This window comes from Microbispora sp. NPDC088329, assembly GCF_040685655.1.
In the GTDB taxonomy this organism is placed as follows: Bacteria; Actinomycetota; Actinomycetes; order Streptosporangiales; family Streptosporangiaceae; genus Microbispora.
Genome location: NZ_JBFBIP010000039.1, coordinates 14754 through 36531 on the forward strand (window position 1 = coordinate 14754; position 21778 = coordinate 36531).

At 70.8% G+C, this 21778-nt stretch carries 13 protein-coding genes and 2 pseudogenes; 6 read left to right on the forward strand and 9 right to left on the reverse strand.

Translation table 11 applies throughout. The features are described 5' to 3' along the window. The 5 genes and pseudogenes from AB0O28_RS38365 to AB0O28_RS38385 all read right to left on the reverse strand — a co-directional run. Positions 1-1713 (reverse strand): annotated as a pseudogene (locus tag AB0O28_RS38365) (TIGR02680 family protein); the annotation flags it as partial. Further along, positions 1713-3128 carry a DUF2398 family protein gene (locus AB0O28_RS38370; RefSeq protein WP_363647678.1) on the reverse strand — a complete coding sequence of 472 codons (1416 nt, stop codon included), beginning with the start codon at positions 3126-3128 and terminating at the stop codon, positions 1713-1715. The gene AB0O28_RS38370 and the pseudogene AB0O28_RS38365, both read right to left, overlap by 1 nt. Next, positions 3125-4693 (reverse strand): TIGR02677 family protein, encoded by a 1569-nt coding sequence (locus AB0O28_RS38375; protein ID WP_363647680.1) that lies wholly within the window; start codon positions 4691-4693, stop codon positions 3125-3127. Before AB0O28_RS38375 ends, AB0O28_RS38370 begins: the two co-directional genes overlap by 4 nt. 224 nt (positions 4694-4917) lie before the next feature. Continuing rightward, the gene (locus AB0O28_RS38380) at positions 4918-5778 is read right to left on the reverse strand and encodes a haloalkane dehalogenase (protein ID WP_363647682.1); all 861 of its coding nucleotides are present in this window, start codon (positions 5776-5778) and stop codon (positions 4918-4920) included. 167 nt (positions 5779-5945) lie between these two features. After that, entirely contained in the window at positions 5946-6761 is an 816-nt protein-coding gene (locus tag AB0O28_RS38385) for an NAD(P)H-binding protein (RefSeq protein WP_363647684.1), read from the reverse strand. A 513-nt stretch (positions 6762-7274) separates the two neighbouring features. On the opposite strand from AB0O28_RS38385, the gene AB0O28_RS38390 reads away from it, so the two are divergent. The 6 genes from AB0O28_RS38390 to AB0O28_RS38415 all read left to right on the forward strand — a co-directional run bounded on the left by AB0O28_RS38390 (position 7275) and on the right by AB0O28_RS38415 (position 15319). Next, positions 7275-8729, forward strand: a complete 1455-nt coding sequence (locus tag AB0O28_RS38390) for a family 43 glycosylhydrolase (RefSeq protein ID WP_363647686.1) — start codon at positions 7275-7277, stop codon at positions 8727-8729. Between the two features lie 210 nt (positions 8730-8939). Continuing rightward, positions 8940-9881 (forward strand): sugar ABC transporter permease, encoded by a 942-nt coding sequence (locus tag AB0O28_RS38395; protein WP_363647688.1) that lies wholly within the window; start codon positions 8940-8942, stop codon positions 9879-9881. A gap of 24 nt (positions 9882-9905) precedes the next feature. Further along, a complete protein-coding gene (locus AB0O28_RS38400; RefSeq protein WP_363647690.1) occupies positions 9906-10730 on the forward strand; it encodes a carbohydrate ABC transporter permease in 825 nt (274 codons plus the stop codon). Between the two features lie 31 nt (positions 10731-10761). After that, complete coding sequence (locus tag AB0O28_RS38405; protein WP_363647692.1) at positions 10762-12099, forward strand: sugar ABC transporter substrate-binding protein; 1338 nt, start codon at positions 10762-10764, stop codon at positions 12097-12099. 10 nt (positions 12100-12109) lie between these two features. After that, a complete protein-coding gene (locus tag AB0O28_RS38410; RefSeq protein WP_363647694.1) occupies positions 12110-13156 on the forward strand; it encodes a LacI family DNA-binding transcriptional regulator in 1047 nt (348 codons plus the stop codon). A gap of 90 nt (positions 13157-13246) precedes the next feature. Next, positions 13247-15319, forward strand: a complete 2073-nt coding sequence (locus AB0O28_RS38415; protein WP_363647696.1) for an alpha-galactosidase — start codon at positions 13247-13249, stop codon at positions 15317-15319. Positions 15320-15391: 72 nt separating this feature from the next. Here AB0O28_RS38415 and AB0O28_RS38420 read toward each other — a convergent pair whose 3' ends face one another. From AB0O28_RS38420 to AB0O28_RS38435, 4 genes and pseudogenes are all read right to left on the reverse strand, one after another. Beyond that, positions 15392-17092: an RICIN domain-containing protein gene (locus tag AB0O28_RS38420; protein ID WP_363647698.1), complete on the reverse strand. Its 1701-nt coding sequence runs from the start codon at positions 17090-17092 to the stop codon at positions 15392-15394. 406 nt (positions 17093-17498) lie between these two features. Next, positions 17499-20546, reverse strand: a complete 3048-nt coding sequence (locus AB0O28_RS38425; RefSeq protein ID WP_363647700.1) for a LamG-like jellyroll fold domain-containing protein — start codon at positions 20544-20546, stop codon at positions 17499-17501. 156 nt (positions 20547-20702) lie between these two features. Continuing rightward, positions 20703-21524 carry a carbohydrate ABC transporter permease gene (locus tag AB0O28_RS38430; RefSeq protein ID WP_363647702.1) on the reverse strand — a complete coding sequence of 274 codons (822 nt, stop codon included), beginning with the start codon at positions 21522-21524 and terminating at the stop codon, positions 20703-20705. Further along, positions 21521-21778, reverse strand: a pseudogene (locus tag AB0O28_RS38435) (sugar ABC transporter permease); the annotation flags it as partial. The pseudogene AB0O28_RS38435 and the gene AB0O28_RS38430, both read right to left, overlap by 4 nt.

Here is a 21778-nt window from a genome sequence, read left to right on the forward strand (position 1 = left end):
GTGCTCAGGGTGTTCGTGCTCAGGGTGTTCGTGCTCAGGGTGTTCGTGCTCAGGGTGTTCGTGCTCAGGGTGTTCGTGCTCAGGGTGTTCGTGCTCAGGGTGTTCGTGCTCCGGGTACCGGCGCAACGGGCTCGCGCCCTCCGAACGCTCGTCTTCCCGTCGCTCGGTTGCCGGGCTCTCGGTTGCCGGGCGCTCGTCTTCGGGGAGCCGTGGCCAGCGGGCCCAGCGGCCGGCCCAGGCGTCGAGCGCCTCCCGCGCGAGGCCGTGTGCCGCCTCCAGCGCGGCGTCGGCGGCCTCGCACCGCCGTTCCCGTTTCTCGACCTCCTCCTCAGCCTTGTCCCGGTCGGACTCCGCCCGCAGGCGGTCCTTCTTCGCCCCGGACACCCGGGCGATCTCGTCGCGGGCCTTCGCGATGTCGTCCCGGCGGGCGGCGGCACGTGCCTTCGCCGTCGTGAGCAGGTCCTCCCCGGTGTCGGCCGGGCCGTCTCCGTCGTGGGAGACGCCGGCCCGCTCCGCCGCGTCGGCGAGATCGGTGGCGTAGCGGACGATCGCCGCCCGTGCACCCTCCAGCCGCTCCGCGAGCTCGCCCGCTTCGCTTTCCAGGGCGGTCAGGTGCTCGGCGCCGTCCGCCAGCCGGGCGCGCTCGTGTTCGATCTCCTCGCCCGTCTTGACGATCTGACGGCGGCGCAGGTCCAGCTCGCTCCGCGCGCGGTAGGCGTCGTCCGCGCGCAGGGCGGCGAGGCGGCGTTCCAGTCCTTCGCGCTCGGTTTCGGCCGCGGTGGCCGCCGCCGAGGCTTCCTCACGCGCCGCCGCGGCCTTTCTCCGCGCGTCCTCGGCCCGCACAAGCGTGCGGGCGTGCTCCACCGCGCCGTCCATCTCGGTCTGGACGCGGGCGAGCCGGGCCTTCGCGTGCGTGCGCAGGTACGCCACGTAGTCGGTCAGGAACGCCCGCACGGCCGCGTCGGCGGCGGCGAAGTCGTCGAACTGCTTCTGGACCGCCGCCAGGTTCTCGAAGTCGCGAGCCGCCTGGTCGACGAGCTCCTCGTCGATCGGGCTCAGACCCGAGGTGAGCGTGCCCGAGACCTTGTCGGGGTCGAGGTCCTTGGCCAGCAGCGGGCGGCGCAGCGCGAGCAGCAGGTCGAGGAGCTGGGTGTAGCGCTCCCTGCCCAGTCCGAACAGCCGGGCGTCCACCGCGTCGCGGAACTGCGTGGCGGTCTCGCTGTGCGCGTCCGGCCCGAGGACGGCCTTCAGCTGCCGCTCGGTGAGCGGCCGGGAGTCGGGCGCCAGCAGCCCGAAGTCGACGCCGAGGCGCTTGTCGGTGACGAAGAACGAGGTCCGCACCCCGTCCCGGTGCCGGTGCGCCCGGATGCCGATGATCAGAGTGACGGTCTCGTCGGTCCCGGCCGGTTCCGCCCCGATCTCCCGCCGGGCGAACTCCATCCATACGTAGCCGTACTCGGCCTCCTGCCCCCGGTAGAGCAGGTTGGACTTCATCGTGCGGTTCTCACCGCTGAACGGGTCGAGCCGCCGGGCGTCCGCCACGCCGTCGAGGATGAACGGGAAGAGCACCTCCAGCGCCTTCGTCTTGCCCGAGCCGTTGTGCCCGCGCAGCACCAGGCGCCCGTCGGCGAAGGCGAACTCCTCGTCCACGTAGTCCCAGACGTTGATCACACCGGCTCTGCTGGGCTGGAACCGGTCGGGTGGCGGCGTCATCACTTCTCCTCCTGCGCCTGCGGGTCCTTGCGCGTGGACGGATCCGGCAGCGGCACCAGCGACAGCTGGCCGCCCGGGCTCCGGGTGGGCAGGGCGGCCCGGATGTTGCGGTACCGCAGCGCGGCGGGCAGGACGAGCACCCCGCCGGGCACCGGCCTGAGCAGCATCAGGTCCGCGAGGAAGCCGATGACCGCGTCGAGCAGCCCCCGGGGGTCCTGCTGCCAGGCGGTGGTGAACGAGGCCGCCCCGAACTCGTCGTACAGCTCGGTCGTCATCGCCTCGAGGTGGCCGCGCTGCACGAACGGCGCCTCGGCGGGCGGCGGCCGGTCGCCGGGTAACGGCTGCTCGGCCTCGGACGCGGACCAGGCGAGCTCGGAGACGATTCCGTCGCGGGGCAGCCCCGCGTCCATCCGTGCGACGAGACCGGCCTGGTCGTCGGCGAGCGCCGGCACGGGCAGCGACCGCGGCACGTGCTCGGGATCCTCGAGCAGGTCGGCGACCTTCGCCAGCAGGAGGCCGGCCGCCCGGCTCACCGCGTTGCCCCGGCCCGGGAACGGCCGGTCGGTGAAGACGCCGCCCGGGTCGGCGAGCATGACGCCCTCCGCGCGCCGTTCCAGGACCAGGCCGGTGAACCGGACGAGGTCCTCGGCGAGGCCCGGGGCGCGCAACGCGTCGGCCACCTCGGGCTCGACGTCCGCGTAGTACACCACGGGGAACTCGACGAGCAGCCGCCGCGCCCGGCGGGCCGGGTTCGAGTGCGGCGGCTCGTGCACCAGGCCGGCCGCGCTGGTGAGGTGCTGGACGGGCCGGGCGGGCTTGAACAGCACCGCGCAGATGTCGTGGTCGATGTCGTACAACGCGTCGCCGCGTTCGGTGTCGCGCGCCCACCACTCCAGGCTGCCGTCCGACAGCCGCAGCGCCCCGCGGTCCACCAGCCAGCCCAGCACGTCGACGACGGCGGCCTTGTGCGAGCCGAGCGCGGGATCGAAGCCGAGGCCGTCGATGGAGTTGGCCAGCGGTGTGAAGATGCGCACGAGGTCCGCCAGGCTGATCTCGATGCGGGAGCGCTGGAACGACCCGAGGACCAGGCACAGGTAGGCCAGCCGGCGCCGGTCGAACGGCTTGCCCTTGCGGGAGAAGATCGAATGCTGCGTGTCGTCCAGGACGTCGAGGTGGCGGACCAGCCGCACGTGGTGGGTGGTGGCGATCAGCGTGTAGCCGAGCAGCTCGCGGAAGTCGCGCGTCATCTCGTCGGCCCAGCGCAGCACCTGGTCGAGCACGCCGGGCCGCGGCCGCTCCTTGGTGATCAGATCGCACGTCAGGACCCGGCGGACCGCCTGCTGATAGGAGCCGAGGTCGGTGACGGAGACTCCGGCGGCGACACGGGCGGCGGCGCGGGCACGGGCGGTCGTCACCGGGCACCCCCCGCCGTCGAACCCGCCCCCGTGCCCGCCCCCGGACCGGTCACCGGTGTCCGCCCGGCGACCTCGACCCGGAATCCGGGCAGATGCAGCAGCCCCCGCGCGGTGCGCACGGCACTGCCGGTGCCGGACGGCACGAGCCGGATCATCACGGCGTCGTCCGCGCCGGAACCCCTCTTCAGCCGGCCGGCGACGACCGTGCGTCCCTCCAGTGCCCGCGTCAGCAGCTTCAGCAGGATCTGGGTCTCGGAATCGTCGAGCACCCGCCCGTGCGCGCCCAGCTCCGCCAGGTGGCCGGCGGCCACCCGCTCGGCGGCGCGTTCCGCGGCCTGCTCACGGCGCAGCGCCGCCCGCGCGCCGGGATTGCCGCGCACCGGCGTGGGCAGGCCCGTGGTGGGCGCCTTCCCGCTGCGGAAGAGCGTGACCGACACCTCCACGCCCGGCGCGTCCCACCAGGTCGCCCTGGGCGATATCTGTTCCGTGTCCTCGTGGGCGGCGCCCAGGTGCCGCGCGCTGCGCAGGTTGAACGCCGCGCCCATCAGCGCGTGGGCGGCGCCCTCGTCCGGCGCGTTCCATACCCACTCGGCCAGATGCCGCAGCTGGGTGGCCCGGTTGACGCCGCCACGCTGCGCCTCCGAGATCTGCCGCAGCAGGGCGATCACTCCCGACACCGCGATGCGCGTGGCGTTGCGCAGCTCACCGGCGCGGGACTCCTCCGCGCCCTCGGGAGCGAACCAGGCCCGCAGGGCGGACCAGCGGCGGCGCCAGTCCTCCAGCCGCTCGTACCGTTCCATGAAGGGCCGCTCGTCGGCCGCCGACGCGCGGTCGAGCAGCGAGGCCAGGCCGCTCGCCTCGACGTCCCGTACGGCCGCGGCCAGGCGGGGCAGGTACCGGTCGAGCTCCGCCATGAACTCCGACATGTGCGTCAGCAGGGCGTTCTTGTGACGCAGGAACGTCTCGGGAGAGGCGTCGGTGGACCGGATGATCTCGCCTAGCGTCACGTGGAAGCGCGCGGAGCGGCGTCCCATGTCCTCCATCACCGAGTCCAGACGGGACAGCCGTCGGTAGACCTGCTCGCCCTCCCCCGCGCGGTTGGCCGCCGCGAGCGCCTTGAGGTCCTCCAGGATGTCGGAGAAGACCAGCCGCGACAGGTTTGCGTCCTGGATGCGGGCCGCGAGCAGCCCCTCGACCGACGTGTACGCCCAGTAGCCCAGCTCGCTGAACTGGTAGACCGACTGCCTGTTGCGGTAGCGGACGAGGTTGCCGGCCCGCGAGGCGTCGTCGAACCGGTGCACCACCCCGTCCTCGTACAGGGCGTCCAGCCGGTCGCGCAGGTTGCCGTCGAACGTCGGGACCTCGTCGTGGAGCCGGGCGAGCTCGTTCAGCGCCGCCTGCACCTCCCCGGCGTCCACCTGGACCTGGTGCACCTCCCGCAGCCGGTCCATCGCCCGCAGGACCCAGAGGTAGGCCACATGGTCGTCGCGCCTGGTGAAGTTGAACAGCCTGAACCGATCGCTGATCGCCAGCGAGTCGAGGTCCAGCGCCCTGCGTTCCGCCATCCGGCCCCCCGATACGTGTCTCACCCGCCCGATCGCGGAGTCCCGCCTCACCATGAGAGGCGGGCGGGGCTCCGCGTGCCGAGAAGACCGTATTGGAGGGCACCGACAGTTGCGACCTGCCCCGGCGTCCACGGGCGATCTCGCTCCCGCTCCCCGGCGGCGGGCGCGGGGCCCGGGGCCGGGCCGGGACGGCCTCGTCGTCCGCCGGCGCGGCGTCCGAGACGTCAGCGGAGCCCGTGCGCCTTCACCCAGTCCGCGACGGCCGCGGCGATCAGCTCCGGGTGGTCTTCGGGCGTGTGGTGCCCCGCGACCTCGTCGTACCGCCGGATCTCGAGGCCGGCCATGGTGGCCGCACACCAGTCGATCACGTCCTGGTGCATCATCGTGCCGGGCCCGGGCGCGAAGGCGATCAGTAGCTTCGGCACCTCGGGGCTGGCGGCCAGCCACCTGTCGTACGCCTCGACGCGGGTCACCACGTCGGCCGGCTCGCCGCCGAGCGGCATCGAGCGGGCCCACCGCAGCAGCGGCAGGCGGCTCTCCCTGGTCGGGTACGGCTTGCGGTATACGGCGAGGTCGCTCTGCTCGATCGGAGTGGCGACGGTCCCCGGCAGCGCCTGCTCGATGAAGGCGTTGTCGTTCAGGATCATTTCCTCGCCGACGCCCTCCGTCTTGATCGCCGCGAACAGCTCCCTGCCGCCTTCGGGGAACTCCTCCCAGGTCATCGGCTTGACGATGGTCTCGGTGAAGGCGACCCCCCGCACCCGGTCGGGGTGACGGGACGCCCAGTCGAAGGCGAGGGCACCGCCCCAGTCGTGGCCGACGAGGACCACGTCGCGAAGGTCGAGGGCGTCGAACCAGGCGTCCAGATAGCGGGCGTGATCCGCGAAGGTGTAGGCGATGTCGGGCTTGCCGGACTCACCCATACCGATCAGGTCGGGGGCCAGGCGGCGGCCCTCGCCGATCGCGGGAATGACGTGCCGCCACAGGTGGGACGAGGTGGGGTTGCCGTGCAGGAAGACCATCGGGGCCCCGGCGCCGGTGTCGCGGTAGTGGATGGTGGAGCCGAGAACGTGCTGAACGGGCATGACGGGTCCTTTCGGAGGTCGAGCTTCGTGATTCGGCCGGCCGTGATCTCAACGACGACGCGGACGGCCGGGTTTGGGCGGGGCGACGCCGTGGCATCCGGCGTGGCATCCGGCGTGCCGGGCCGGGGCCGCCACCGGCGCTGCGGCCGGGAACGCCTCGATCGGGCTCATCGGAAGGCGGCGACGTTACGGACCGCCCAGTCCGCGAAGGACCGGGGAGCACGGCCGAGTACCCGCTCGACGTCCGGGCTGACCCGCCGCTCGGCGGCCAGCGGCTCCCCCAGGATGGCGAGCGTCCCCTCGGCCACCTGCTCGGGCATGAAGCCCAGCATCTGCGCCCGGGCCTCCTCCCGGGTCTGCTCGGCGAAGCGCACCGGCTCGCCCAGCGCCGCGCCGATCGCCGCCGCGCGTTCCCGCGGCGTGGTCGGCGCGGGACCGGTCAGCTCGTAGACGCGGCCGGTGTGCCCGTCCTCGCGCAGGACGGCCGCGGCGACCTCGGCGATGTCGGCCGGGTCGATGGTCGGCAGGCCGATGTCACCGAACGGGGCGGCGGCCGTACGGCCGCCCCTTATGGACTCCGCCCAGGCGTAGGCGTTGGAGTGGAAGCCGCCGGGCCGCAGGATCGTCCACTCCAGGCCGGACCGGCGCACCGCGTCCTCGAAGGCGGTGGGGTGGCGGTAGAACTTGGGCCTGGTCCCCGCCCCCTGTGAGGACAGCAGGACGACCCGCCGGACCCCGCCCGCCCGGGCGGCGTCGAGGATCGCCTGCGGGTCCTGGCCCGCCACCAGCAGGAACAGCGCGTCCGCACCGTCGAAGGCGTCCTTCAGTCCGGCGGGGTCGTCGAGGTCGGCCCGCACCCGCCGTACGCCCTCGGGCAGTTCGGCGGTCCGCCGGGAGACGGCGGTCACCCGCTCCCCCGCGGCGGCGAGCAGCGCGACCAACCGCCCTCCGACGTTCCCGGTGGCACCCGTCACAACGATCATGATTCGCTTCCTCAAAGTGAGTTAGTTAACTGACTCAGAAGGACCCTAGCGGCTTGCGAACCCGCTTGTCGACCCCCGGCCAGTCGGCCGACTCACACGAGGGGAGACATGGCGCCTCCTCAGCGGGTTGCGTATGAGGGCAGGGGGAACATCCGGCTGTTAGCGCGAACACGCCGTCGCGGCCAAGACGGAGGTGAAAATTTCACCTTCCCTCGCCGGAGCCGCCAGGCGCAGGCGGGCACGGGCCGCGACGCCCCTCCGGCACGCCGAAGCAGGGCAGACGCACGGAGGCCTGCCCGCCTACCGGGGGCTTCGCGCGCGTTCACCCCCGCCCCCTCCACGGCCGGGCGAGCCGGCGGCGGTCGGCGGTCCTTGACGACCCGGGAAGCGCCGCCGACACTGAGCGGCGATTCCCCGGCGAACGACAGCCCGTGTGGAGGCGCTCCCACACCGAGGTTGTTAGCGCTCACATTGCCCGCACAGCCGTCCGTCCCCGACGAGAGGCACCCTCCGATGGACACCTCCGTACGCTCTCCCGCGTGGCCGCGCCGCGTCCTCGCCCTGGCGATCCTGGCGCTGCTCGCGATCTGCCCGTCCCTCGTGACGGCCGGCCCGGCCGGCGCGGCGACCATCGACACGAGCGCGTCGTACGTCCTGGTCAACCGCAACAGCGGTAAGGCGCTGGACGTCTACAACAAGGCCCTCGGCGACAACGCGCCCCTGGACCAGTGGACGCGCAACGACGGCGCCTGGCAGCAGTGGCAGTTCGTCGACTCCGGCGGCGGCTACTACCGTCTCAGGTCCCGCCACAGCGGCAAGGTCGTCGACATCTCCGGCCGCTCCACCGCCGACGGCGCCGACGTCATCCAGTACGTCGACAAGAACGCCGCCAACCAGCAGTTCCGGGTCGCCGACACCGACAGCGGGTACGTCAAGCTGATCAACCGCAACAGCGGCAAGGCCCTCGAAGTCTGGGAATGGTCCACCGCGGACGGCGGCCGCGTCTCCCAGTACACCGACCTCGGCGGCGCCAACCAGCAGTGGCAGCTCGTCAAGATCGGTGGGGGGACGAGCACCCCGCCGCCCTCCTATCCGAACCCCGGCGTCGTGAACGGCGACGTCAGCGTCCACGATCCCGAGGTGACCAAGAAGCCGGACGGCACCTACCTGCTCGCCTACACCGGCGACGGCGTCCAGCTCAAGACCTCGGCCGACCGGACCACCTGGCGCAACGCGGGCGCGGCGTTCCCCGGCGGCGTGTCCTGGGCGTACGGGTACACCAACGGGAGCAACACCCTGTGGGCGCCGGACATCACCTACGTCAACGGCAAGTACTACATGTACTACGCGGCCTCGACCTTCGGCTCCAACCACTCGGGCATCTTCCTGGCCACCAGCACGACCGGGGCGTCGGGGTCGTGGACCAACCAGGGGCTGGTGATCGAGTCGAACACCTCCGACAACTGGAACGCCATCGACCCCAACCTCGTCATCGACGATCAGGGCGGCTGGTGGCTCGACTTCGGCTCGTTCTGGTCCGGCATCAAGATGGTCCAGCTGGACCCGGCCACGGGCAAGCGCGCCAACGGCACGATCCTCGGCATCTCGGGCCGGGGCGGCGGCGCGACCGAGGCGCCGTTCATCTACCGGCACGGCGGCTACTACTACCAGTTCGTCTCGTTCGACCTGTGCTGCAAGGGCGCGTCCAGCACGTACCGGATCATGGTGGGCCGCTCCGCCTCGGTCACCGGCCCGTACGTCGACAGGAACGGGACGGCGATGACCTCGGGAGGCGGCACGCAGGTGCTGGCCGGGCACGGGAGCATCCACGGCCCCGGCCACCAGGCCGTCCTGGCCGACAACGACGGCGACGTGCTCTTCTACCACTGGTACGCCGACGACGGCTCCTCGCGCCTCGGCATCAACAAGCTCGGCTGGGACGGCGCCGGCTGGCCATACGTCTACTGAACCACGTCGTCTACTGAACCACGTCGTCTACTGAACCACGTCGTCTACTGAACCACGTCCCCGTCCTTCCTTCCCCCGCCCGGGAGTGGCGTCCCCGCCGCTCCCGGGTGATTCCTTTGCCCGAACGCTTGACGATCGCGATGTTATCGGTAACTCTTCTCTGCATCACCTGAGCCCTCCGGATACCCGAGTGGCACGTGGAGAACGAATGTGACCGATAACATCACCTCCGTACACGCCGTGCGGGGACACCGCCGGGCGGAGCGCCGGCTCGCCACGCGCGTTCGCGTCGTCGCCGAGGCCTACGCCCTGCTCGCGCCGAGCCTCGCCGGCTTCCTGCTCTTCCTGGTGGCGCCCATCTTCGGCGTGGCGGCGCTGAGCCTGTTCGACTGGAACCTGATGGGCGCGCCCTCGTTCGTCGGGCTGGACAACTACCGCGAGCTCGCCGCCGACCCCGAGGTCTGGCGGGCCGTGCTCAACACGATCTACTACGTGGTGCTCAACATCCCGGCGCAGACCGTGCTGGCGCTGCTGCTGGCGCTGGCGCTGAACCGGCGGATGCGCGGCGGCAAGGTGCTCCGGGTGGTCTTCGTGCTGCCCTGGATGGCCATGCCGGTGGCGCTCGGCATCATCTGGTCCTGGGTGTTCGACCCGAGACACGGCGTGGTCAACCAGATGCTGGGCCTGGTGAGGATCGACGGCCCCAACTGGCTCACCGACCCCGCGTGGGCCATGCCGGTGATCGCCTCGGTGAACGTCTGGCAGTACACGGGCTACACGATGCTGATCCTGCTGGCCGGGCTGCAGGCGATTCCGCACACCCTGTACGAGGCCGCGGCGATCGACGGCACCACGCCGGTGCAGCGGTTCTTCATGATCACCCTGCCGCTGCTGCGGCCGTCGCTGTTCTTCGTGCTGGTGACGAACACGATCGGGTCGTTCCAGATCTTCGACACGGTCTTCGTGATGACCCAGGGCGGCCCGGGCGGCGCGACCGACGTGCTCAACTTCCACATCTATCAGCAGGGCTTCCAGCTCTTCCGGTCCGGCTACGCCTCGGCGCTGGCGATGGTGCTGTTCGCGCTGATCCTGCTGGTCACCGCGGCGCAGTTCCTCTACTTCCGCAAGCGCACCGTCTACGACTTCTCCTGAGGACCCCCGTATGAAGAGGACCCGATGAAGAAGATCCCGATCAAGAGGATCGCTCTGTATCTCGCGCTCTTCGCGGGCGCCGTGGTGTCGGTCGCGCCCTACCTGATGACGCTGAACTCGGCGTTCAAGGAACCCTCCCAGGTGCTGACCACCCCCGCCTGGGAGCCCGCCTTCCCCGTCACGCTCGAGAACTTCGCCCAGGTCTGGTCGCAGTACGACATGGCCGGCTTCCTGCTGCACTCGCTGGTCTACGCCGGGGTCGTCACGGCCGGTCAGGTCGTCTTCAGCACGATGGCCGCCTACGCCTTCGGCAGGATGTCGTTCCCCGGCCGCGACGCGCTGTTCTGGGGCTACCTCGCGACGATGATGGTGCCGCAGATCGTCACCCTGGTCCCGCTCTTCCTGATCATGCGGGAGTTCGGGCTGATCGACACCTATCTCGGGCTGATCCTGCCCACCGCGTTCGGCACGCCGTACGGGATCTTCCTGGTGCGGCAGTACTTCCGCACGATCCCCAAGGATCTGGAGTCGGCCGCACGCATCGACGGCGCGGGCACGCTGACCGTGCTCGTCCGGGTGCTCCTCCCGCTGAGCCGGCCGATCCTGGCCACCCTCGCGACCATCACGTTCATCACGACCTGGAACACGCTGCTGTGGCCGCTGATCGTCACCAACGGCGACGCCACCCGGGTGGTCACGCTCGGCATCTCGGCCCTGAAGGGCCAGTACTCCTCCCAGTACCACCTGATCCTGGCGGCCGCCGCCCTCGCGCTGCTGCCGCTCGTCGTGATCTTCCTGCTGTTCCAGCGGCACATCGTCCGTTCGATCGCCCTCACCGGGCTGAAATAACCACCCCCCGAGGAGAGAAGGACATACACATATGACCGGAAAAATCGCCTTATCGGCTGTCGTGGCGGCGGCCCTGCTGTCCCTCGCCGCCTGCGGCGGCGGAGACGACCCGGACGCGACCGGCGGCGCCGTCACCCTCCGGTACGCCATGTGGGACGAGGTGCAGAAGCCGCCGATCGAGCAGTCGATCCGGGAGTTCGAGAAGGCCCACCCGAACATCAAGGTGCAGATCGAGCTGAACAACTGGAACGACTACTGGAGCAAGCTCCAGACGCAGCTCGCCGGGCGTTCGGGTCCCGACGTGTTCTGGGACCACGTCTCCTACTTCCCCAAGTTCAGCAAGGAGGGCGTGCTCACCGACCTGGCGCCGCTCATCGCGCGGGACAAGGTGGACACCTCGGTCTACGACTCCAAGCTCGCCGAGGGCTGGAAGGTCGACGGCAAGGTCTACGGCCTGCCCAAGGACTGGGACACCATCGGGCTCTTCTACAGCACCAAGGCCCTCAAGGAGGCCGGGCTCACCCCCGCCGACCTCGACGGCCTCACCTGGAACCCCTCCGACGGCGGCACCTTCGTCAAGACGCTGCAGAAACTGACGGTCGACGAGAACGGCAAGCACGCCGGCGAGGCCGGCTTCGACCCCAAGAAGGTCAAGCAGTACGGCCTGGCCATGCAGGCGCCCACCGGCCAGCAGGACTGGTGGAACTTCGCCCTGCAGAACGGCTGCGCGCTCCAGGACAAGCCGTGGGGCCGGTGGACCATCGACCAGCCGGCCTGCGTGCAGGCCATCCAGTTCGTCCAGGACCTGCGGCTGAAGTATCACGTCGCGGTGCCGGCCACGGTCACCAACCCGCCCAACGGCCCGTCCCTCGACCAGGTCGTCGGCCGCGGCGAGGCGGCCACGGCGATGGACGGAAGCTGGATGCTGCGCGCCTTCGACACCGCGCTGCCGGGCGGCGGATTCGGCGTCGCCGACCTCCCCGCGGGTCCGGTCGGCAAGGGCAGCGTCTACAACGGCCTGACCGAGGCGGTCTACGCCGGCACCAAGCATCCGAAGGAAGCGTGGGAGCTGCTCAAGTGGCTGACGTCCGAACGCCACCAGAAGGCCGTCGCCCAGGCGGGCGCCGTCTGGCCGGGCATCCCCTCACTCAACGACGTCTTCGCCGACGCGTGGAAGGCCAAGGGCGTCGACGTCACCGGCTTCAAGAAGGCGGCCGAGGGCACCACGATGGGCTATCCGCTGACCGAGGCGGCCGACGTCTACAACGTGAAGGCGCTCGACATCTTCAACCAGGTCTGGCTGGGCCAGCTGTCGCCGCAGGACGCCGCCCAGAAGATCACCACCGAGGCCAACGCCGCCATCAAGTAAGGTCTGATTCGTGGAAGTTACCGGTCACATGCCTGCCCAGGACGGCCCCCGCACGCGGTCGGCGAGCATCTGGGACGTCGCCCGGGTGGCCGGTGTCTCCCAGCAGACCGTCAGCCGCGTCATCAACGGCAAGGCCCGGGTCAGCGAGGCGACCCGGGCCAGGGTCCTGGAGGTCATCGCCGAGCTCGGCTACCGGCCCAACCGGCTGGCGCAGGCGCTGGCCGGAGGGCCGGTCCGCTCGGTCACCGTCCTCACCTCCGACACCGCCCTGTACGGCGCCGCCGCCACGCTGCGCGGCATGGAGGAGGCGGCCAGGACGGCCGGGTTCTCCGTGGGCATCAGCGTGCTGGAGCGGGACTCCGCCCAGGCGGACATCGCTCTGCGGCTGAACCGGCCGGGGGAGGCGGTCATGGTGATCGCCTTCGACGACGCGGGCGTGCGCGCGCTGCGGGCGCTGCCCGCGGACGTCCCGGTCGCGGCCGCCGTCGAGCGACGGCCCGACGACGGGCCCGACGACCCCTGGCAGGCCTGGCTGGACGACCGGGCGGCGGCCGCGCACGCGACCCGCTACCTGCTGGGCCTGGGGCATCGGACCGTCCACTACGTGGCCATCCCCTCCTCCACCAGCGTGCTGCCGCAGCGCACCCAGGGCTGGCAGGAGGCGCTGCGCGCGGCGGGCCGTCCGGTGCCCGAGCCGCTGACCGGCGGCTGGAGCCCCCGATCCGGTTACCTCGCCGTGCGCTCCCTGCTCGCGGACCGCTCGGTCACCGCGGTCCTGTGCGGCAACGACGACCTGGCGCTGGGCGTCATGCGGGCCGCCCGCGAGGCCGGGCGGGACATCCCCGGCGACCTCAGCGTGGTCGGCTTCGACGACTCCCCGCCCTCCGCCTATCTCAACCCCTCTCTCACCACGGTCCGGCTCGACTTCGAGGGCCTCGGCCGGGCCTGCTTCGGCCTGCTGCACCGCAGGCTTGACCCGCAGAACGCCCCGGCCGTCCCGGCCTGGAGCGAGCCCGAACTCATCGTGCGGGAGAGCAGCGGCCCCGCTCCCGCCTGACCTCCCGCGTCTCCACAACCCTCCGCCGCGCCCCGCGGCGGAGGGGTCCGGCATGCGTGCCGTCTTCTCCTTCGCCGTCGAAAGGCTGAGATGATCCACCACGACTCCGAACGCCGCCTTTGGGTGCTGTCCGGGCCGTCCTCCTCCTACGTCCTTCATCTCGACGAGGCCGACCGGCCGCGCGTCGTGCACTGGGGGCCCCGGCTCACCCCCGAGCAGGCGGCCTCGCTCCTGCTACGGCTGCCGCGGCCCGATTTCCGGCCGGTGGAGGACCCGCTGGAGGGCTCCTTCGACCTGGTCGCCACAGGGGGCCTGTGCTACGGGCACGCCGGCCTGCAGGTGCGCTTCGCCGACGGCACCCGCGACCTGGAGCTCGTCTTCACCGGGCAACGCCGCACCGATCGGGAGCTGGTGCTGGCGTACGCCGACCGTCACTATCCGCTGGCCGTGGAGTGCCACTACCGCCTGCGCGGCGACGTGATCGAGCGCCACCTGGTCCTGCGCAACGAGGGCGAGCCCGTCACCGTCGTACGGGCCGACTCCGCCACCTGGGTCCTCCCCCGGCTGAACGGCTACCGGCTCAGCTCCGTACGCGGTCAGTGGGGCGCCGAGACCCGGCTGCACCGCACCGAGCTGCCGTACGGCGAGACCGTCCTGACCAGCCGCAGGGGCGTGACCAGCCACCAGGCCAACCCCTGGGCGATGGTCGACGACGGCACGGCGGGCGAGGAGCACGGCGCGGTCTACTCCTGCGCGCTGGCCTGGAGCGGGAGCTGGCGGCTCACCGCCCAGCGCCTTCCCACCGAGAGGGTGACGCTGTCCGCGGGATTCGGGCACGACCCCGTGACCTGGGAGCTCGGCACCGGCGAGGAGCTGGTCACCCCCGTGTGCGCGGGCCTGTACACCGAAGGCGGCTTCGGCGCCGCCAGCCGCGCCTGGCACGACCACCAGCTCCGGCACGTCCTGCCGCACCCCGGCGAGATCCGGCCGGTGCTCTACAACTCCTGGGAGGCCACGGGCTTCGACGTCTCCCTCGACGGGCAGATCCGGCTGGCTGAGCTGGCCGCCCGCATGGGCGTGGAGCTGTACGTGGTGGACGACGGCTGGTTCGGCGCCCGCATCCACGACGCCGCCGGGCTCGGCGACTGGCATCCCAGCCCGCACCGCTTCCCGGACGGGCTCGGGCCGCTGATCGACCGGGTGCACGAGCTGGGCATGCGGTTCGGGCTGTGGGTGGAGCCGGAGATGGTCAACCCCGACAGCGACCTCTACCGCGCCCATCCGGACTGGGTGATCCACCGGCCGCACCGGACGCGCACCGAGCACCGCAACCAGCTCGTGCTCGACCTGTCCCGGCCGGAGGTCGGGGACTGGCTGTACCGGACGCTGGACGAGTTGCTCGCCAAGAACGCCATCGACTTCCTCAAGTGGGACATGAACCGTCCCTTCACCGAGGCCGGGCCGGACGAGCGGCTGTGGCTGGGCCACGTCCACACCCTGTACGACGTGCTCGACCGGCTGCGCGCCGCCCACCCGCGGGTGCGGATCGAGTCGTGCAGCAGCGGCGGCGGCCGGGTGGACCTGGGGATCCTGCGGCGTACCGACCAGGTGTGGACCTCCGACAACACCGACGCCCTCGACCGGCTGGACATCCAGCACGGCTTCACCCAGCTCTACCCGGCCCGGGTGATGGGCGCGTGGGTCACCGACAGCCCCAACCCCTACACCGGCCGGGAGATCCCGCTCGACTTCCGCTTTCACGTGGCCATGGCCGGGGTGCTCGCGATCGGCGGGGCCCTGACCGAGTGGAGCGGGGCCGATCTGGACCGGGCGGCCGAGCTGGTGGCCGCCTACAAGCGGATCCGCCCGCTGGTCCAGCACGGCCGGCAGCACCGCCTGCTGCCGCCGGGCGGCGAGCTGTCGGCCGTGCAGTACCTCGCCCCCGACGGCGGTGAAACCGCCGTGCTCGTCTACCGCCGCGCCCGCCGGTTCGGGCACGCCGATCCGGGGATCCCGCTGCGCGGCCTCGACCCGGACGCGCGTTACCGCGACGCGGCCACGGGTGAGGTCCACCACGGCGCCGTCCTGCTCACCCACGGCGTGTTCCCCGACCTGGCTCCCGGCGACTATGCCAGCGCCCTGGTGCACCTGGTCCGGGAATAGGCGTGCGGGAATAGGCGCCCGCGAACAGGTGTGCGTGGAGGCCGCCGGGATGCCCGGCGGCCTCCACGCGTCTCATCTCGGCGTCAGGACCAGCCGGTAGGCGCCGTTGGCGTCCTGGCCGGCGATCGGGATCGTGACGCTGCCGTTGGTGACGGTGTAGGGGTTCGACCACACCCGGGTCGCCGCCGCCACGTTCGTCTTGCGTCCCGAGCCCGGGACGTACTCGAGGGTCGCCGTGACCGAGGCGCCCAGCCCGCCGATCCCGTCGACGCGGATGGTGTTGTTGCCGGCCTGGCCGCCGAAGACCAGGCTGAACGTCCTGCCGTCGTAGGCGGCCACGCCGTCGTTGTTCGTGGTCGGAGTGACCTTGACGACGTTGCCGGTCTGGTCGGCGTACCACTTGTACATCCAGTACGACGCCGTGGGCTGGCCGTTGTACAGCAGGCCGTTGAGCGTGCCGGCCTCGTACCAGAACGCCCGCTCGGCGTCGCGCACACCCTCGCGCTCGAACTGCGCGATGTAGTGGTTGACGCTGCTCGGCACGTCGATCTCACCGGTCGTGGCGTACTCGTTGATTGAGATGGGCCGCGGCGAGATGCCGAGCTCGCGCTCCAGCGCCCGGTAGGCCCGGACGTTGGCGCTGACCTGCTGCCATCCGCTCAGCTCGTGCCACGACACGACCTCGGGCAGCGTGTTCGTCGCCTTGGCGTTGGTCAGGAAGGCCCGCATCGCGTTCAGGTTCAGGTAGGAGTAGCTCGGCCCCATGATGGCCTTGTTGGGCTCGCTCTGCCGGATCCGCTGGTAGGTGCGCACCCATCCCTCGTTGAAGGAGACGCCCGACGCCGACGGCCAGGTCCAGTCCGGCTCGTTCCACGGCTCCCAGGCGTCGATGTTGCTGACGCCCGCCGACTTGGCCGCCGCGATCATCTTGTCGATCCGGCTGTACCAGTCGTTCCAGTTGGTCCAGTTGTAGGGGAAGCCGTCGAAGCTGTCGGCCATGTCGACGGTGATCACGGCGCCGACGGCCGCGGCGTTCCGCCAGACGTTCAACGTGTCGCCGATCGGGACCGGGGAGCCGTTCGGCCGGTGCTCGTGCAGCGGCGGCGGCTGGCGAAGTTGCTTGAGCTTCAGCGGCTGCATGATCGACACGGGCGGGGTGTTTGCGTCGGACAGTCCGTACAGCGTGCCCGACCCGACGCGGGTGACCGGGCGCACGACGCTGCCCGCGTCGACCACGAGGGCGCTGCCGCCACCGGTCGTGGTGCTCCACTTCTGGTTGCTCTGGCCGTTGCACGTCCACAGGATGACGGCGGTGCCGTTGGTCGTGTTCCCGTGGTCGACGTCCAGGCACAGCCCCGACTGGACTCCGGTGACGGAGCCGTCGGCGTTGTGCCGCCACTTCTGGTTGTTCTGGCCGTTGCAGGACCAGATGATCACCTGGGTGCCGGGCGAGGTCTGGTTGTTGTACGCGTCGACGCACCGGGTGCCGTTCACGGTGCGCAGTTCACCCGCCGAGGTGAACTCGAAGCCCTGGTTGGCCTGGCCGTTGCAGTCCCAGATGTCCAGGATCGTGCCCAGCGTGTCGACGTTGCCCTTCACGTCGAGGCAGCGGCCGGAGGCGGCGCTCACCAGCGGCGCGGGTGCCGCGGACGCCGGTGCCGCCCAGGTGAGCGCGGCGGCCGCCAGGGTGACGAACGCCGTGAGCAGGCCCATGGCGGCGGCGCCCGGCGAACGCCGCCGCCCGGCCGCCGGGCGAACGGGTAAGTCGTGCATCGTTCTTCTCCTCGATGGGGTGGTGGGGCCGGGGTTGGCGGAAGCGACGCTCCCGCCGGAGATCGTGGAAGTCGGCGACGATGTGAGTTATCGGTAACATGAGGGTCTAGAACCTGCCGCCGACGGTGTCAAGCGACATTGCGGACCCGTCCGCTGGCCGGAACCCCGAAATTCGGTTCATCACCCTGTTCCGGGCCGTCTACCGGAACACGAAAAGAGGCCGGGCGGGCGTGAAAGATTCACGCCCGCCCGGCCTCTTTCTTGACGACTGGAGGTGGGAGCGGTAACACTTCCCCCGTCCGCATCTCACCCGGACCACCCCCGAGGAGTGCTGATGGGCGCACGGTGACCACACCCGGGCCGGGCGCCTGGAGGACGCCCGGCCCGCGCCATCATCCTGTCGATCTCATCCGATTCGCTTCCAGGGACCGTTCGGGTCGCCCGGCTTCTGGTTGCGGGTCCACCACTTCGCCTGGTAGGCGACGCCCTGGTATTCCGCCCGGTCGCCGGCGACGAAGATCCGAGACGGGGTCCAGACGGCGGTGCCGTCCGCCGTGGTCACGATCTCCTGCCACGGGCCGTACGGATCGCCGGGGGTCTGGTTCTTCGTCCACCACGAGGCGCGCCAGACGGACCCGTGGTAGGACACCTGGTCACCGGTGTCGTAGACCGTGGTCGCGGCCCAGCCAGGAGGGTTGCCGATGACGATGGAGAGGGTCTGCTCGGTGGTCAGCCCGTTCGCGCCGACCGCGTCGATCTTGAGTTGGTACGTGCCGTTCGGATAGGCGGTGGTGTCGACGACGAGGTCGGGGTGGAGCCCGTCGTTGTGGCTGCCGGGCGCCTTGGTGTTGTCGGTCAGCCAGACGCCGCCGCGGTTGAGCTCGATGTAGGTGTAGGACACGTCGGACGCCGTGCCGCCGAGGTCGACGGTGAAGGTCGCGGTGCCGGAGACCGTGGCGCCGTCGGCCACCGACACGCCCTTGATCGTCAGGTAGGGCGTGAGGGTCCAGAAGTGGTCGGGGACGGCGGCCTCACCCGTCGCGGGTACCGGGCTGGCGACGAGGGTCGCGGTGCGTCCGTTGCCCGACGAGTCCGCGACGGCCGTGCCTCCGGTCTCGTCGAACGTGTAGCGCAGGACGTCTCCCGCGCCGGCCTGCCCGGTCGCGAGGGTGGATACCTCGGACGCGGTCAGCGCGCGGCTGTAGACGTTGAAGTCGTCGACCGCGGCGGCCAGGTACGGGTCACCCCCGTACTGCGAGCGGCCGATCCAGTTCTGGGTGGTGCTGCCGAGGCTGGACGGGTGCAGGGTGAGGTTGGCGTTGGTGCCGACGACCTTGTCGTTGACGTAGAGGGTGCCGGTGGTGCCGGACACGGTCACCGTCACCAGCGACCAGGTGTTGAGCGGAAGCGTCGTGGTGGAGCTGATCAGCTGCTCTCCGCCGGCGCCGCCGGTCGTGATCGCGAACCGGAGCCCGGCGCCATTGGTGAGCGTCAGGAACATGTAGTTCGACGCGCCGGTGCCGAAGTCGAACACGCGCGACCATGTGGAGTTCTTCGTGGGGTTGACCCACGTCGAGACCGTGAAGTCGCCCGTGACGCCGCTCACCGCGCCGCGCGGCACGTTGACGTACTGGCTGGCGCCGGACAGCGCGACGGCCTTGCCGAGCTTGCCGGCCACCCGGGTGCCGCCGATGCCGGAGGAGGTGACGGTGGTGTCACTCCACTGCACGACCTGGGCGCCCGAGTCTTTGCTCATGCCGTCGACGGCGAGCACGAGACCGGTGTCGTAGTTCACGAGCTGGTTGTGGCCCTTCCCGTCGGGGACGACCTGCCAGAGCTGGGTGTTGCCGCCGGTGTCGGTCTCCACCACGGCGGAGGCGCCGTTGCCGGACGAGGCGTCCTTCACCCCGAGCACCAGGCCACTGGCCGCGTTGACCACCTTGTGCAGGCCGGAGCCGGTGGAGACCAGCTTCCATCGCTGCGTGGCGCCGCCCGTGGCGGTGGCCTGGTTCACGAGGGTGCCGGCCGACGTGCCCGCGTCATGGGTGTCGAGCGCGAGCCCGCTGTTGAGATTGGTGATCCGATAGGTGCTTTCGAGGTCGGTCGCCGCACCGGCGCCGCTGATCACCAGGTGGTAGGCGTCGGCGGAGCTCATCGCCACCGGCACGGTGATGGAGCCGCCGGTCACCTGGTAGACGGTGTCGGAGATGGTGATCGGGCCGGCGACGGGGTTGGTGCGCCCGTACGACGGGGTGTACTCGAGCCTGGCGTGGACGGTGCCGCCCAGGTCGAGCTTGTCCAGCCCGTCGACCTTGACGGCGGTGGCGCCGCTGCCGCCGCCGAAGACCACGCTGACCTGCTTCTTGTCGGTGGGCACGGCGGCGGCGCCGTCGAGGCCGGTCGTGGCATTGGGCGGGGTGGTGGTGACCATGTCGCCGCTCATGTCGGCGTACCACTTGTAGAGCCAGTAGGCGCCGTTCGGCTTCCCGCCGGTGCCGGTCAGCAGGTCGCCGAGCGCGCCGTAACCGTTCCAGAACGCGAGCTCGGCGTCGTGGATGCCGTATCGCTCGAACTTCGCGATGTACCCCACCAGGGAGCCCGGGATGCCGACCTCGGAGGGCGCCGCGTACTCCTCGATCGAGATCGGGCGGGGGCTGATGCCGAGGTCCTTCATGATGGCGTTGACCTTGGCGAGGTCACTTACGATCTTGCCCGAGTTGATCAGTTCGTGCCAGGCGAGGATGTCGGGGACCGTGTCGGTCGCGACCGCGTTCCTCAGGAACTTCTCCATGTCGGTGATGTTGTCGGAGAAGCTCGGGCCCTGGATCGGCGTGGTCGGGTCGAGCGATCGCACCTGACGGAAGGTCTTCGTCCAGAAGTCCTCGTAGGTGCCGTTGGACGCGAGCCAGGTGTTGTCCGACTCGTTCCACAGCTCCCACGCCGCCATGTTCGTCGCTCCGGACGCCTGGACGGCCTTGACCTGCTGCTCGACGACGCCCGGCCAGGTGTCCCAGCTGAACCTGTACGGCCAGCCCGCGTAGTAGTCCGACAGGCGGTTCACGACCTTCGCGCCCGCTCTGGCCGCCTTGTCGGCGACCACCAGCACGTCGCCCTTCGCCTGCTGCTTGCCGCCCACGGCCATCTGGACGAACGTGTTCGGCTTGATGGCCTTGACCAGGTCGTCGGAGGGCGTGGCGTCGTCGGCGAGGCCGTACAAGGACCCCGTCGCGACATGCGTGACCGGCCGGAAAGGCTGGTCGGCCTTCACCACGAGCGTGGCCGCAGGGGCCGGCGCCGCGGCCGCGGCCGCGGGCGAGGTGGAGAGGACGGCTCCCGTGGCCGCGATCGTGAGCGCGGCCGCCAGAAGCGCTGCGTGGCGGGATGCGCCCCGGAACCGGCCGAGGCCACGGCGCGGGGCTGAAGCACCTCCCGAGGAGGGTGCCGTTCGGGACATGGGTGCTGCTCCTTTGCGTTGCGTGAACGAGGGGGCGTTCACATCCGTTGTGCGTCGGCTCGAAGGGGTTCCGGCGGGGCCGCCGGGCGTATGTGAGCGCTAACATTTCGATCGAGCCGGGGTGACGGCGCGTCCGCGGGGATGCGGGGAGAGCCGTCAGTCCTTGACGGCGCCGGCGGTGACGCCCGCGGCGACGTAGCGCTGGGCGACGATCAGGAGGACGGTGGCCGGGATGGAGGCGACCACGGCGGTGGCCATGATGGCGTTCCACTGCTGGTTGTTGTTGCCGATGTAGTGATAGATGCCGAGCGTGATCGGCTGGTGGCCGCCGCCCTGGTCGAGCGTGGAGGCGAAGACGAAGTCCGACCAGGCCCACAGGAACGCGAACAGCGACACCGTGATGACCGCGTTGCGGGAGACCGGCAGCACGATCGAGCCGAACGTGCGCAACGCGCCCGCGCCGTCCACCCTCGCCGCCTGCATGAGCTCCTCGGGGATGCCGGACATGAACGCCGTCAGGATCAGCACGGCGAACGGCACCGCCAGCGTGGAGTCGGCCACGATCAGCCCCGGCACCGTGTTCAGCACACCGGTGGAGAGGAAAATCGCGTAGAAGCCCATCGCCATGATCACACCGGGGATCATCTGCGCGATCAGCAGTACGAAGCTCAGCACACCGCCGCCACGCGGCCGCAGCTTGGCCAGCGAGTACGCCGCCGGCGCCGCGATCACCAGCGTGAGGGCCACCGTGCCCAGCCCGACGACCAGGCTCACCCCGAGGAACGGCAACTGCTGCTCCAGCACCGCCCGGTAGCCCTCGAGCGTCCCGTGCACCGGGAACCAGTACGGCGGCGACTTGCGCATGTCCTGGTCCCGGGTGAACGACACATTGATCATCCAGTAGACCGGGAACAGCATGAACGCGGTGAACACCACACCCAGGCCGGTCCGCCACCAGGTGCGCCGAATGTGCGTCATGCCGCCCCCTGCCGTCGCTGCACGCGGATGTAGACGAGCCCGAAGACCAGCGCCATGAGGATCAGCAGGTTGCCCACCGCCGCGCCGGGCCCGAACGAGGGCAGCAGGTTGCCGAAACCCAGCCGGTAGGACCAGGTGGCCAGCGTCGTGGACGCGTCACTCGGCCCGCCCTTCGTCATGATCCAGATGATGTCGAACACCTTGAGCGTGTAGACCAGCCCCAGCAGCAGCGTGATCGCCGACACCGGACGCAG